General features: G+C 52.2%; 15 protein-coding genes and 1 rRNA gene. 1 reads left to right on the plus strand and 15 read right to left on the minus strand.

Annotated elements, in window-relative coordinates; translation table 11 throughout:
* Positions 1 to 93 (plus strand): 5S ribosomal RNA (rrf, locus tag ACIP6T_RS17310); the annotation flags it as partial.
* Between the two features lie 172 nt (positions 94 to 265).
* On the opposite strand, the gene ACIP6T_RS17315 is transcribed toward rrf, so the two are convergent.
* From ACIP6T_RS17315 to msrP, 15 genes are all read right to left on the minus strand, one after another.
* Positions 266 to 1027, minus strand: a complete 762-nt coding sequence (locus ACIP6T_RS17315; RefSeq protein WP_097095847.1) for an amino acid ABC transporter ATP-binding protein — start codon at positions 1025 to 1027, stop codon at positions 266 to 268.
* An 8-nt stretch (positions 1028 to 1035) separates the two neighbouring features.
* Positions 1036 to 2136 (minus strand): amino acid ABC transporter permease, encoded by a 1101-nt coding sequence (locus tag ACIP6T_RS17320; RefSeq protein ID WP_097095848.1) that lies wholly within the window; start codon positions 2134 to 2136, stop codon positions 1036 to 1038.
* A 15-nt stretch (positions 2137 to 2151) separates the two neighbouring features.
* Positions 2152 to 3330: an amino acid ABC transporter permease gene (locus ACIP6T_RS17325; protein ID WP_400458201.1), complete on the minus strand. Its 1179-nt coding sequence runs from the start codon at positions 3328 to 3330 to the stop codon at positions 2152 to 2154.
* Positions 3331 to 3396: 66 nt separating this feature from the next.
* Positions 3397 to 4422, minus strand: a complete 1026-nt coding sequence (locus ACIP6T_RS17330; RefSeq protein ID WP_097095850.1) for an amino acid ABC transporter substrate-binding protein — start codon at positions 4420 to 4422, stop codon at positions 3397 to 3399.
* Positions 4423 to 4964: 542 nt separating this feature from the next.
* The gene (gene fis / locus ACIP6T_RS17335) at positions 4965 to 5261 is read right to left on the minus strand and encodes a DNA-binding transcriptional regulator Fis (RefSeq protein ID WP_007891954.1); all 297 of its coding nucleotides are present in this window, start codon (positions 5259 to 5261) and stop codon (positions 4965 to 4967) included.
* Positions 5262 to 5285: 24 nt separating this feature from the next.
* A complete protein-coding gene (gene dusB / locus ACIP6T_RS17340; protein ID WP_097095851.1) occupies positions 5286 to 6251 on the minus strand; it encodes a tRNA dihydrouridine synthase DusB in 966 nt (321 codons plus the stop codon).
* A gap of 311 nt (positions 6252 to 6562) precedes the next feature.
* Positions 6563 to 7264, minus strand: coding sequence for a carbonic anhydrase (locus tag ACIP6T_RS17345; protein ID WP_400458559.1), 702 nt, complete (start codon positions 7262 to 7264; stop codon positions 6563 to 6565).
* Between the two features lie 219 nt (positions 7265 to 7483).
* Positions 7484 to 8365, minus strand: a complete 882-nt coding sequence (gene prmA, locus ACIP6T_RS17350; protein WP_400458202.1) for a 50S ribosomal protein L11 methyltransferase — start codon at positions 8363 to 8365, stop codon at positions 7484 to 7486.
* A gap of 11 nt (positions 8366 to 8376) precedes the next feature.
* Positions 8377 to 9822, minus strand: a complete 1446-nt coding sequence (gene panF, locus ACIP6T_RS17355) for a sodium/pantothenate symporter (protein WP_400458203.1) — start codon at positions 9820 to 9822, stop codon at positions 8377 to 8379.
* Entirely contained in the window at positions 9812 to 10054 is a 243-nt protein-coding gene (locus ACIP6T_RS17360; RefSeq protein ID WP_097095854.1) for a YhdT family protein, read from the minus strand. Before ACIP6T_RS17360 ends, panF begins: the two co-directional genes overlap by 11 nt.
* A gap of 72 nt (positions 10055 to 10126) precedes the next feature.
* Positions 10127 to 11476, minus strand: a complete 1350-nt coding sequence (gene accC / locus ACIP6T_RS17365; protein ID WP_007891966.1) for an acetyl-CoA carboxylase biotin carboxylase subunit — start codon at positions 11474 to 11476, stop codon at positions 10127 to 10129.
* A gap of 11 nt (positions 11477 to 11487) precedes the next feature.
* On the minus strand, positions 11488 to 11955 hold the full coding sequence (accB, locus tag ACIP6T_RS17370) for an acetyl-CoA carboxylase biotin carboxyl carrier protein (protein WP_097095855.1): 468 nt from the start codon (positions 11953 to 11955) through the stop codon (positions 11488 to 11490).
* Positions 11956 to 11976: 21 nt separating this feature from the next.
* Entirely contained in the window at positions 11977 to 12429 is a 453-nt protein-coding gene (gene aroQ, locus ACIP6T_RS17375; RefSeq protein WP_097095856.1) for a type II 3-dehydroquinate dehydratase, read from the minus strand.
* A gap of 232 nt (positions 12430 to 12661) precedes the next feature.
* The gene (gene msrQ, locus ACIP6T_RS17380) at positions 12662 to 13264 is read right to left on the minus strand and encodes a protein-methionine-sulfoxide reductase heme-binding subunit MsrQ (RefSeq protein WP_097095857.1); all 603 of its coding nucleotides are present in this window, start codon (positions 13262 to 13264) and stop codon (positions 12662 to 12664) included.
* Positions 13265 to 14269: a protein-methionine-sulfoxide reductase catalytic subunit MsrP gene (gene msrP / locus ACIP6T_RS17385; RefSeq protein WP_097095858.1), complete on the minus strand. Its 1005-nt coding sequence runs from the start codon at positions 14267 to 14269 to the stop codon at positions 13265 to 13267.
* Positions 14270 to 14524: the final 255 nt, after the last annotated feature.

Consider the following 14524-nt stretch of genomic DNA (forward strand, 5'->3'; position numbering starts at 1 on the left):
CCCACCTGACCCCATGCCGAACTCAGAAGTGAAACGCCGTAGCGCCGATGGTAGTGTGGGGTCTCCCCATGCGAGAGTAGGGAACTGCCAGGCATCAAACACAGAAGCCCTGAACATTTGTTCAGGGCTTTTTTGTATGCGCAAATCAACGTGAACGACGTGTGACGTGTAATGTAGCGATTTCACAGTGGCGAAAACGCTGGTACTGAACATAAAAAAGCCTCTGCACCAGGCAGAGGCTTATTCGTGTCTAACTCGTTAAATATTAATGAATAACCTGAGATAAAAACGCCCGTGTGCGCTCGGAACGTGGGTTTGCAAAGAACTCCAGCGGCGGCGCCTCTTCCACTATTTCACCGCGATCCATAAAGATCACCCGATCCGCCACGGTGCGCGCAAAACCCATTTCATGGGTAACGCATAGCATGGTCATGCCATCTTCTGCTAAGCCAATCATCGTATCGAGCACTTCTTTTACCATCTCTGGATCGAGCGCAGATGTTGGCTCATCAAACAACATAATTTTCGGTTTCATACAGAGTGAACGGGCAATTGCCACACGTTGCTGCTGACCACCAGAAAGTTGGCCAGGAAACTTATGCGCATGCTCAGCGATGCGCACCCGCTGCAAGTAGTGCATGGCTAACTCTTCGGCTTCTTTCTTCGGCATTTTACGCACCCAAATTGGTGCCAGCGTACAGTTTTGCAGCACGGTAAGATGCGGAAAAAGATTGAAATGCTGGAACACCATACCCACTTCGGTACGAACACGTTCAATATTGCGCACATCCTGATTCAGATGGATACCATCAACCACGATGCGCCCTTGCTGATGCTCTTCCAGATGGTTAATGCAGCGGATGGTGGTCGATTTGCCCGACCCAGAAGGTCCGCACAGCACGATACGTTCGCGAGGTTTTACCTGCAGATTAATATCTTTTAGTACATGGAATTGGCCGTACCATTTATTCACGTTTTCAAGTGTAATCATCATGGCATCAGCCGCATTAGTCATAGTTTGTGTCATGTTAAACCTCAGTGCGATGCACGCCCGGTGTGAAAACGCTTCTCCAGATACTGGCTATAGCGCGACATGCTAAAACAGAAAATCCAGTAAACCATGGCAGCAAAGACATAGCCTTCCGTCGACATCCCCAGCCAGGTTGGGTCGACGGTGGCTTGCTGCACACTACTGAAGAGATCGAATAGGCCGATAATGATCACTAAGCTGGTATCTTTAAACAGCGCAATGATGGTATTCACCAGCCCAGGAATGGTGAGCTTGAGCGCCTGCGGTAAAATCACCAACGCCTGCATTTTCCAATATCCTAATGAAAGCGATTCAGCCGCTTCATACTGGCCCTTAGGCAATGCCTGCAAACCGCCACGCACCACCTCCGCGACATAAGCGGACTGGAACAAAATGACACCAACCAACGCGCGCACCAGTTTGTCGATAGTGGTGCCCTCCGCCATAAACAGCGGTAGCATCACCGAAGACATAAACAGCACGGTAATCAGCGGTACGCCGCGCCAGAACTCAATAAAAATGACTGATAATGTGCGCACTACCGGCATTTCGGAACGGCGTCCCAGCGCCAGTAAAATACCTAACGGCAATGCGCCAGCGATTCCTACTGAAGCGATTATCAGCGTTAACGTTAAGCCGCCCCACTGGCGGGTTTCTACACGCTCTAAACCGAAGTATCCGCCGTACATCAAGAACCAAACCACGATCGGATATACCACTGCCCAACAGGCGATATAACGGCCGCGGCGCGGCATTGCTTTGATAAACATCGGAATAATGGATAGCAAACCGAGCACCAGCGATAAATTGATGCGCCAGCGTAGCTCATGCGGATACAGCCCATACATAAACTGGCCAAAACGCGCATGGATGAATACCCAACAAGCGCCTTCTTTGGTGCAGTCCGCGCGCGTCTCGCCAATCCAGTTGGCTTGAAAAACCAGCCAGTTCAATGCCGGTGGGATCACATTCCAGATGAGCCAGATGCTGAACAGCGTCAGCAGCGTATTCAGCCAGCTGGAGAACAGATTTTTGCGCGCCCAAAGCCAACCCTTGCTGAGCGGATTGGTCGGAATCGGTGGGGTTTCGTGTGTGGTTATAGACATAATGATCCCGTTCTCTTAACGCTCAACCAGCGCAATTTTGCGATTGTAGAGGTTCATCAGCAGCGAAATGATCAGGCTGATAATCAGGTAAACCGCCATGGTAATCGCGATGGTCTCAATCGCCTGCCCGGTTTGGTTCAGCACGGTGCCGGCAAACAGCGAGACCATATCTGGATAACCGATGGCGGCCGCCAATGATGAGTTTTTCACAATATTGAGATACTGACTGGTGAGGGGAGGAATGATCACCCGCATCGCCTGCGGAATAATAACCTGACGCATGGTGACGGGATTAGGCAAGCCAAGTGAACGTGCCGCTTCATTTTGACCATGTGGTACCGACTGAATCCCTGAGCGAATCACTTCGGCGATAAACGAAGAGGTATAGACCGACAGCGCCAACGTTAATGCGGCGAGTTCGGGGATCATCACGAAGCCACCGCGGAAATTAAATCCGCGCAGTTCCGGTACATCCCAATGCATCGCAGCGCCGAACAAGGTATGCGCAATCAGCGGCAGCAAAACAATTAACCCCACCGCAGCTGGCCAGGTACGGCGAAGTTGCCCGGTTTTAAGCTGATGTTTACGGTTGAAGCGGAACAGAGCTACGCAACACAGTACCGCCAGCGCTAGCGCGATCAGGAACGGCCAGGTACCGGGCGCGTATTCGGGCCAGGGAATATACAAACCTCGATTACTGACGAATGCGACATCAAAGGCATTCAATGCCTGACGGGGGCCGGGCAGATTACGCAACACCGCAAAGTACCAGAAAAAGATTTGCAGTAGCGGTGGGATATTACGGAACGTCTCGATATAAATGTTGGAAAGCTTACGCAGCAGCCAGTTCTCGGACAGACGTGCAAGGCCGATAGCAAAGCCCAGGATAGAGGCAAACACAATACAAAGCGCGGAAACCAGCAGGGTATTGGTTAACCCCACCATAAATACGCGGGCGTAGGTGTCGCCTTCAGAGTAATCGATCAGGTGTTGGACAATGCCAAAACCGGCACTGCGATCAAGAAATCCGAAGCCGGAAGTAATGCCACGATTGGCCAGATTGATTACCGTGTTGTGAATTAAATATCCCACCACAGCAAGCACGGCCACAATCGCGATGATCTGGTAAAGCCAGGCGCGAACCGTAGGATTACCGAACGAAAAATCCCTCTTTACGGTTGGGCGTTGCGACATGTTAAAACCTCAGTGAAGATTACGCGTGGGCACCGCAGGATGCGGCGCCCGACTGGCAGGACTGAATTAGCGAACGGGAGGAGCGTACTGGATGCCGCCCTGATTCCAGAGCGCATTCTGGCCACGCGCGATTTTCAGTGCGCTGTCTTTACCAACGTTACGATCGAACACTTCCTGATAGTTGCCGACTTGTTTAATGATGTTGTAAGCCCACTTATTATCGAGCTTCAGGTCTTTACCGAAGTCGCCTTCTGCACCTAACAGGTGAGCCATATCAGGAGTGGTAGGTTTAGCGGCCATGTCATCAACATTTTTCGAGCTGATGCCCATCTCTTCAGCGTTCAACATCGCGTACAGCGACCATTTCACGATGGTGAACCAATCGTCATCACCGCGGCGAACGACTGGGCCCAGCGGTTCTTTAGAGATAACTTCGGGCAGTACCACGAAATCGTCTGGCTTGCCGAGTTTGATGCGCAGCGCATACAGCTGTGACTGGTCAGAAGAGAGGGTATCGCAGCGACCGCTGTCGAGCGCCTTAGCGGATTCGTCAGAACGATCAAAGGTTACTGGCGTATATTGCATTTTGTTGGCTTTGAAGTAGTCAGCCACGTTGAGCTCGGTATCGGTACCAGCCTGAATACATACGGTTGCACCATCCAACTCTTTAGCACTTTTCAGGCCGGCTTTCTTGTGGGTCAGGAAACCGATGCCGTCGTAATAGTTCACGCCAGCAAACAGGAAGCCCATACCGCCATCGCGGGAAGACGTCCAGGTGGTGTTGCGCGACAGGATATCCACTTCACCAGACTGCAGTGCAGTAAAGCGCTCTTTAGCGGTCAGCGGAGTATATTTCACTTTGGTTGCGTCACCAAATACGGCAGCGGCGGCCGCTCGACATACATCCACATCGATACCGGTGAATTTGCCGTTGGAGTCAGCGTAAGAGAAGCCCGGCAGGCCATCGCTGATGCCGCATTGTACAAAACCTTTTTTCTTAATGGCATCCAACGTGGTGCCAGCGTGCGCTTGTTGAGCAACAGCGAATAGCGAAGCTGCAGCGACCAGGGTGGAAAGCATCATCTTTTTCATAAAGCATCCTGTGTGGCGATATCGTGTGTTGTTATGTTTGCACGCACTTTACTGTGCGCTTTTTTATGTCTGTGGTGGTTAGCCATCCACAACTCTGCAAACCTGATGCCAGGTTTGCAGAATCCTGAATTCTCTGGAAAGATCTTTTAATAAACTGAAGCACTCAGAATATTCTGGCTAATATGGCGCACCAAAAGGCAGCATGACGAGACGACACGATCACAAATAGTGCAAAAAGTTTCACTATGTGGAAGCAGTGTGAGCTAACGCTCAGGAGAGAATGTATACGTTGGCGCGCTTACGGTTGAACCGGTTGATGATCACAGGGAAAGCGGCCTGCAGAGCAAGAAGAGCAGGAATATGCGGGTGACGATGAACGAATGATGAGTTGCTGAGAGGGAGGGAATATCACCGATGCGATTGCAACTATCGTTACCATTATGGTGACAATTGTTTCATGCGTTGTTAACGTTACGCAATCATCATTCAGCGCAAACAAAAACGCCAGCCCTAAGGCTGGCGTTATCGCAGCAACGAACAGATTAGTTCATGCCGTATTTTTTCAGCTTCTTACGCAGAGTACCACGGTTGATACCCATCATCAGAGCTGCACGGGTCTGGTTGCCACGGGTGTACTGCATCACCATGTCCAACAGAGGCTGCTCAACTTCAGCCAATACCAGCTCATACAGATCACTCACATCCTGACCATTCAGTTGAGCAAAGTAGTTCTTTAATGACTGTTTTACCGAATCACGCAGTGGCTTTTGTGTCACCTGATCCTGAGAGTTAACGGTAGAAACGGTGAGTACGTCAGAATTTACGCGTTGTTCGAACATAGTTCTATCAGCTCTTTATTTCGTTTACGCAAGATTTTCGAAGTATGCCTCCAACGCCTCCAGCTGTTCGCTGGCATCCTCTATGGCGTTGAATGTGCGCCGAAACTGGTCATCAGGAGCACTTTCCTGCAAATACCAGGAAACGTGTTTTCGGGCAATACGGTATCCTTTGCGCTGACCGTAAAAGTCGTGCAGCTCCCGTATATGTCCAATCAGCATTTGCTTGACTTCAGCCATCGGCTTCGGTGCCAGCAGCTCCCCTGTGTCCAGATAATGCTGGATTTCCCGGAAGATCCACGGTCTTCCCTGAGCGGCACGGCCAACCATAAGAGCATCGGCTCCGGTATAGTCGAGCACCGCTCTGGCTTTATGCGGGTCAGTAATGTCACCATTCGCGATAATTGGAATGGAGACGCTCTGCTTAACTGTCCGAATGCTGTCGTATTCAGCAAATCCCTCAAACAAACAGGCGCGTGTGCGGCCATGAATGGTGAGAGCCTGAATGCCACAGCGTTCAGCCAATTGGGCAATCTCTACACAATTACGATTTTCTTTGTCCCAGCCGGTGCGAATCTTCAGCGTAACCGGTACATCCACTGCATTCACTACCGCGGTGAGAATCGACTCCACCAGTTGCGGATGTTGCAGCAGCGCTGAACCTGCCATCTTACGATTCACTTTTTTGGCCGGGCAGCCCATGTTGATATCGATAACCTGCGCGCCTGACGCCACATTAATGCGCGCGGCAGCAGCCATCTCATCAGGATCGCAACCGGCAATCTGCACGGCACGAATACCGGGCTCGTCACTATGCACCATACGCAAACGGGATTTGTCACTGGCCCAAACTTCCGGGTTAGATGACAGCATCTCGGAGACAGTCATACCGGCACCGTTCTCATAACACAGGGTGCGAAATGGCTTATCGGATACTCCGGCCATAGGCGCAGCAATGAGTCGATTACGTAGCTGATGATGTCCAATGCGCATGAAAAAGAAGTGACCCTAACTGTTCGCAAGGCGGCGTATATTACGCATTTTTTCAGGAAGATGAAAGGCCAAACTTTGAACAATTCGCCGTTAAAGATCAAGGAAATCGGGCTTATAGGCTGCTTAGCGCTTATAAATACCTTTAATTCATGTACTTAAAAAAATATGCTGAAATTGTGAACAAAAGTTTTTCTAAAAACATGAGGAAAATCACAACATAAAAACCGCCACTTCTGGTAATTAGCCAAAGAAATGACGGTAATGTGATTATTAATTGAGCTAATTTAAAGGGGGATTGAGTACATCAACTCTCATTCTACAATCTGACGGCCATGTAATGGTTGCAGGGGGCGATTGTTACTGTGCTTCAAAGCCCGCTTAAAGGCGTCGAGCTGAGATTGAGACAGCATCACTGGCTGCTTCATTACTAGCCAGCGCAAACCCTCGGTACAAGGTGGCGTGGTAAGCGATCCGCTGAAGCGATAATAGTGGCGATCTTCCGGGAAAAGCGGCTTTAAATCCATACGCTCTTTCACCGCCACTTCCTGATTTTCCTGCATAGGCATGGCTGCGAGAATCGGATTCAGGGCCGTATTCTCTTTACCAACCTCAAACACCACGGCAATGACAGCCAACTCACCTTCATCATTGGCATGGACGAAATGCGCTTCGAGCGGGTAAGAATGGCCATCGATCTGGTTTTCACTCGGGGTGTGAAAGTGATACTGCATGAGATGGAAGGTTTCCCCGTCCAGTGTGAAGTCATCTTCATCTTTAACGTTCACCTGCAAAGTATGGCCGTTGTTCACCAGTTTTTCTGCTGCGGTGTGAAACTCCAGACTCAGTGGTGGCAGGTGGCCTGCAACGGTATCGCGGATATTAATCGGTGACTGAAACTTACCCTTATGGCAGGTTTGGTAATCCAGGCTCAGATCGCCCCAATGTTGCGGGCCCGCTTGGCCTTCATAGCTCCAGTGTGGAACAGAGTGAGGCACAGCGGCATGAGTAGCCATACTGAAAAACAGTACTGCGGCAAAGAAAGGGGTGGTTTTCATTCTCAATCTCTAACAAAGGGTACCGGCAAGCGGCGTGCAGTAGATAATACGTAGCACTACGAGAATAAAAACCTTGCAAAGCGGATTAAGGCAAAAACCAGACGAGGCTTAATCCTTAAACTATCAATTGGTTACACGCATGCCAGCGTATGCGTCTGGCATGCCTGACGCTGGGATCTAGCGACGTATGCCGGTAATGCGGCACCACTCTTCTTTCTCCGCTACCGGATCAAGATCGAACTGTTCCTCGTAGGCTTCGCACACGCCTGCCGCCTGGCTGGCTAGCACGCCCGATAAACCAAGATGACCACCCGTTTTCGGCAGCACGCTAATCAGCGGTGCCAACTCACGTAGCGGGCCTGCAAGGATGTTGGCGACCACGACATCCGCTTGTAGATTATCCGGTTGCTGGTGCGGCAGATACAGTGCCAAACGCTCAGATACACCATTACGCTCGGCGTTATCGCGGCTGGCCTGAATGGCCTGTGGATCGATATCGATACCAATCGCCTGCGCGGCACCTAATTTCAGTGCGGCGATGGCAAGAATGCCGGAGCCACAGCCAAAATCGATCACCGTCTTGCCTTGCAGATCGAGCCCGTCGAGCCAGGTTAAACACAGCGAGGTAGTGGGATGGGTGCCCGTACCGAACGCCAGGCCCGGATCCAGCATAACATTGACGGCATTAGGATCGGGTACATCGCGCCAGCTTGGGCAGATCCATAAACGCTCACCGAAGCGCATTGGGTGGAAGTTATCCATCCATTCGCGCTCCCAGTCTTTATCTTCGATCTGCTCGATCTTGTGACGGAACGCGGATCCCAGCAGCGGGTGCTGGCTCAGCTCAGCCACTACATCGCTCATCTCGGTTTCGGCGTCGAACAGGCCGATGACATCGGTATCACCCCACAAGAGCGTTTCACCTGGCAGCGGCTCATAAACCGGATTGTCATGCGTGTCCTGGAAAGTGACCGATACGGCACCCACATCCATCAGCGCATCGCTTAAGGTTTCGGCGTTAGCGCCGGTGCTGTTAATTTTGATTTGAATCCAAGGCATAGCGTTTCTCTTTATTCCAGTGCCGCAGCGCGTGCTTCGGGCGTGCGGCCAAACAGATTACCTACCAGGAAGGCCAGCAGGCTTAAGATCAGGGAAGGAACGATCGGATGGAAACCCCACCATTCAATATTCAGGCTAGCTAACAGCGTGTAGCAACTGGCACCGATCAGCATGCCGCTGATCGCGCCGGTTGAGTTGGCTCGTTCCCAGTACAAGCCCAGCACCAGCGGCCACAGGAATACCGCTTCAAGTCCACCAAATGCCAGCAGATTTAACCAGATAATCATATCCGGTGGATTCCACGCCGCCAGCAGCAGCAGAACGCCGAGCACAAACGTGATGGTGCCTGATAACATGCGCAGCCGCGCCTCGTTTTCACTGTGTTGCGGCGCAATACGCAGGTAGAGATCTTTGATTAGCGTAGCGGAGGATTGCAGCAGCTGCGCATTAATGGTCGACATAATAGCCGCCATCGGTGCTGCCAGAAAGACGCCTGCAGCCATCGGCGGTAGCACGGTGATCATCAGTGTGGGTATCACGCGATCGGGAATGGTGAGATCGGGCAAAATCACACGTCCCAGCGCACCAGCCAGATGCATGCCGAACATCAGGATCACCACCACGATGGTGCCAAGCACAATGCCGCGATGCATGGCTTTGCTGTCTTTATAAGAGATACAGCGCACGGCGGTATGCGGCAGGCCAATCACACCAAAACACACCAGCACAGCAAAGGAGCTGAGGAAGGTAGGGTTGATGACATTGCCGACGCCTTCCGGCGAAGTTAACTGCGGATCGATGTTGTGCAGTTTGGTTACCGCGCTTTCCAGCCCACCTGCATGGTGGATCACCGCAAAAAGCAGCAGGAAGGTACCAATCAGCATCACCAGGCCTTGCATGGCATCATTCAATACGCTGGCGCGGAAGCCGCCGAAAGCCGTATAGAGCGCGATGGTGCCGCCAAAGATCAGCAGGCCAGTGTCGTAAGGAATGCCCGCCGCCGTCTCCAGCAGACGTGCACCGCCGATGAACTGCACGGTCATCGCGCCGATAAACGCCACCAGCAAACTCAGGCTAGAGAGCCAGATCAGCAGCGTACTGCCATAGCGGCCATACAACATATCGTTGAGCGTGACGGCATTATAGCGTCGCGCCAGAATCGCGAACTTCTTCCCCAGCACGCCGAGCGAAAGCCAGACGGCGGGCACCTGAATCATCGCCAACAGGACCCAACCAAGGCCATATTTATAGGCAGCACCTGGGCCGCCAATGAATGAACTGGCGCTAATGTAGGTGGTGGTGATGGTCATGGCCAGCACAAAGCCGCCCATTGAACGGCTGCCGAGGAAGTATTCACTCAGGAAGTTGCCCTGACGCTGTTTGCGCATGGCAAATACCGACAGCGCGGCAATCAGCACCAGATAGGCCAGAAGTGGAAGGATGATTTCAGAGTCCATCGTTATCCTCCAGCGACATGTCGCGGAATAACACGCGCACCATTAGCCAACACAACACGATAAATAGCAGGGGAGCAAACATGCAGGAGAGCTCGAACCACCGCGGTAAGCCAAAGAAGCCAATGTCATTGCCGCCCAGCCAGGCAGACAATCCCCATACGGCGAGGTAGGCCAGCGTCAGATAAAACGACCAGCGCGCCTCTTTGTTCGCTTGCAAAAAACGCCAATCCATTATGCAACCTCAAAGGCAACAAAAATGAAAAAGGCCGGAGTTAACCGGCCTCTGCTTTGCTCTGCGCTGCAATTACTTCTCTTGCAGGCCGAGTTTCTTCTCCAGATAGTGGATGTTCGTCCCACCTTGCTGGAAGTTTTCATCGGACATGATTTTCATCTGCAGCTCAATGTTGGTCTTGATGCCGTCGATGATCAGTTCCGCCAGTGCATTCTTCATGCGCGAGATTGCCACGTCACGATTTTCACCGTAGGTAATCAGCTTACCAATCATGGAATCGTAGTACGGTGGCACGCTGTAACCGGCATAGATGTGCGATTCCCAACGTACGCCAAAGCCGCCCGGCGCGTGGAAACGGGTGATCTTGCCCGGACTTGGCAGGAAGGTGTTGGGATCTTCGGCGTTGATACGGCACTCCACCGCATGACCGCGAATGATCACATCTTCCTGTTTAATCGACAGTGGCTGGCCAGCAGCAATGCGCAGCTGCTCTTTGATCAGATCCACGCCGGTGATCATCTCGGTCACCGGATGTTCAACCTGAATACGGGTGTTCATCTCGATGAAGTAGAACTCACCGTTTTCGTACAGGAACTCAAAGGTACCCGCACCGCGATAGCCGATATCAATACAGGCTTTGGAGCAGCGCTCGCCGATATAGCGACGCAGTTCCGGCGTGATGCCCGGCGCTGGTGCTTCTTCGACGACTTTCTGGTGACGACGCTGCATTGAGCAGTCGCGTTCAGCCAGATAGATAGCGTTGCCCTGGCCGTCGGCCAGCACCTGAATTTCGATATGGCGCGGATTCTCGAGATACTTCTCCATATAAACCATGTCGTTGTTGAAAGCCGCTTTGGCTTCCGCTTTCGTCATGTTGATGGATTGCTCAAGATCCTTGTCGCTGCGCACTACGCGCATACCGCGACCGCCGCCGCCGCCAGAGGCTTTGATGATCACCGGATAGCCGATGCGCTTAGCGAAGGCACGGTTTTTTTCCATGTCGTCGGTCAGCGAGCCATCCGATCCTGGTACGGTAGGTACGCCAGCTTTCTTCATGGCGGTGATAGCAGACACTTTGTCGCCCATCAGGCGAATGGTGTCGGCTTTTGGACCAATGAAGATAAAGCCAGAGCGCTCAACCTGCTCGGCGAAATCGGCGTTCTCAGAAAGGAAGCCGTAACCCGGGTGGATAGCAACCGCGCCGGTAATTTCGGCGGCAGAGATCAGTGCCGGGATGTTCAGGTAGCTTTTGACCGAAGGTGGCGGGCCGATGCAGACGGTTTCATCTGCCAGCAGCACGTGCTTCAGGTCACGGTCCGCGGTTGAGTGGACGGCAACAGTCTTGATGCCCAGCTCTTTACAGGCACGCAGAATGCGCAACGCGATCTCACCACGGTTAGCAATGACAATTTTATCCAGCATGCTTCGCCTCGTTATTCGATGATGACCAGCGGCTCGTCAAATTCAACCGGTTGGCCGCTTTCGACCAGGATCGCCTTCACAACGCCGGATTTGTCGGCTTCGATCTGGTTCATCATTTTCATCGCTTCAACGATGCACAGGGTGTCGCCAGCATTCACTTTCTGGCCGACTTCGATAAAGGCTTTCGCATCCGGGCTTGGGGTGCGATAGAAGGTGCCAACCATCGGTGAACGCACGATGTGGCCACTGATTTCTGGTTTAGCGGCTTCAGCGGCAACCGGTGCTGCTGGTGCAACGGCAGTCGCCAGCGCAGGTTGCTGCATCATTGGCGCAGCGTAAGCCTGCTGCATCATCGGGTAGCCGGTATTTGCAGGTGAACGGCTGATACGAACGGACTCTTCGCCCTCGGAGATTTCCAGCTCGGAGATGCCAGACTCTTCAACCAGTTCGATCAGTTTCTTAATTTTACGAATATCCATGAGTGTGGTTCCGTACTCTGTTTAATTGGAATGTGACAGGCGTTTTACTGCCGTTTGTAAAGCCCAAGAGTATCCATCAGCGCCAAGTCCACAGATGACGCCGGCAGATACATCGGAAAGATAGGAGTGATGTCGGAACGGCTCGCGTGCATGCACGTTAGAGAGATGCACCTCAATAAAAGGAATACTAACCGCCAACAGGGCATCACGCAGTGCAACACTGGTATGCGTGAACGCAGCAGGGTTGATGATGATGTAATCCACATTACCGCGTGCTTCGTGGATACGATCAATCAACTGAAACTCTGCGTTCGATTGCAAATGACTCAATTTCACATGGTGCTGATCGGCCTGCTGCGTCAGATCGTCGACGATTTGCGTCAGCGTAGTATGACCATACTTATCAGGCTCACGCGTTCCCAGTAAGTTAAGATTGGGACCGTTCAAAAGCAGTATGTGAAATTTGTGCGCCATCTTGCTGCTATCTCCTGCAATCAGTAAGGCATCGCGTAAAATACCGCGACATCTTTCGTTTGTCACCCTTACGGATGAAAAAGAAGACTTCGCCTGCAATAAAGCCGGGCATTATATCCGTTTCGTCGACATTCGCAGCAAAATACTGGTCTTATCTGCGAAGTTGATCGGATGTGGCCCGAAGGCCACACGTTTTAACAGATATCGCGGGAGGAACACAACCTTGCGGGGACTATCTGTGGAGAAGTTTACGCAACTTATTGTAACGCCACGCTAACAGCCCCATAGCCAGTACGGCGTAAATCACGGGCTGTGGCGACAGCACTTTCACGGACCATAAATAGTGAATGGGGGCGAGGATCGCGACAAGATAGATGCCATTGTGCAGCGTTTGCCAGCGACGGCCGAGCTTGCGTTGCATGCGTTGAAATGAAGTGACTGCGAGGGCAAATAACATCACCCAGCTGATCATGCCCAGTAACAGATAAGGGCGTGAAACGATCTCGCTACCGAGTAGACGCAGATGATCGTAGCCCAGTTCCAGCAAGTAATAGCTGGTTAGATGCAAGCTCGCCCAGGCAAAACACCACACCCCGAGTAAGCGCCGGGTACGAATCAATAACGGCTGTTTAAGATAGCGCGTGAGCGGGCTGACCAGCAGCGTGGCTAACAGTAATTTCAGCGCCATTCTGCCGGTAAAATGTTGGATGTCTTTCGCCGGATCGGCGCTTAGCCATCCCTGGCTCGCGGCCATAAAAAGGTAAACAAACGGCAGAAAAGCGGCCAGATGCAGCACGACTTTTAACGCTGTGATGTGGCGTAAAGTGAGGCGCACTTAATAGTTCTCCCGTAGGTCCAGGCCGCGATACAACGAAGCCACCTCTTTCGCATAGCCGTTAAACAGCAGCGTCGGTTGGCGATCGACCTTCAAAATCCCGCCCGCACCGATGAAGCGTTCAGTGGCCTGCGACCAGCGCGGATGATTAACATGCGGGTTCACGTTGGCATAGAAACCGTACTCATTGGCAGCGATCTGGCTCCATGTGGTAGGTGGACGATCGTGCGTCAGCGTGATTTTCACGATCGATTTAATGCCTTTGAAACCATATTTCCACGGCACCGTCAGACGAATCGGTGCGCCATTCTGCGGCGGCAGCGCCTTGCCATACACGCCGGTGCTGAGCAGCGTCAACGGATGCATCGCTTCATCCAGACGTAAACCTTCAACGTAGGGATAATCCAGCCCACCGCCGATAAAGCGATCTTTCTGCCCCGGCATTTGGTCTGGCGCATACAGCGTTTCAAACGCGACGTAGCGCGCGTTACTGTTCGGCTCAACCAGCTTCAATAATTTGTTCAATTCGAAGCCAACCCACGGAATCACCATCGACCAGGCTTCAACACAGCGCATACGATAAATGCGCTGTTCCATGGCGAAGCGCTTGAAGATGTCATCCATATCCAGCGTCATCGGTTTGGCGACTTCGCCTTCAATGCGTAGCTGCCAGGGATCGGTTTTCAGCGTACCGGCGTTGGCCGCAGGATCGGCTTTATCCAGACCAAATTCGTAGAAGTTGTTATAACCTGAGACCTTATCAAACGGCGTCAGCGGCAAATCCGCCTGCCATTCAGCCGGTTTAGTAAACTGCAAATCTTTGCCTGCTGGCGCCGGCGGGCGATCGTTACCTTTAAACCAGCCCAGCACATCGGCGTGTGCTGTACCTGGCAAACTGGCTGCCGCGGCACCTAATCCTAGTGCTTTCAGCACCTGACGGCGGCGCATATTAAAGACGCTTTCTGGCGTGACGTCGGCTTCTGTGAGCAAGTGCTTCAGGTTCATGACGCTCTCCTGCGAATAATGAATTGTGGTTAGCATGCTTAACTTCAGCGTTGGGCGCTAACTTACTGGTCAAAATGTGAAATTTCCTGGTTCTGCCACGCCTTTGAGAATAAGACGAAAAGGCCCACGTCAAAGTCAGGTCATCGAGGATTGACGCTATACTCGCGCCGAAGCGCTTATCGAGCTCAGTTCAGCGCTATTTTGATGCGAGTCTGGCGCTGAATCACACAGTGATCTGTGTTATTTTGCTCAGGT

The organism is Pantoea sp. NPDC088449 (genome assembly GCF_044753225.1).
Taxonomy (GTDB): Bacteria; Pseudomonadota; Gammaproteobacteria; order Enterobacterales; family Enterobacteriaceae; genus Pantoea; species Pantoea floridensis.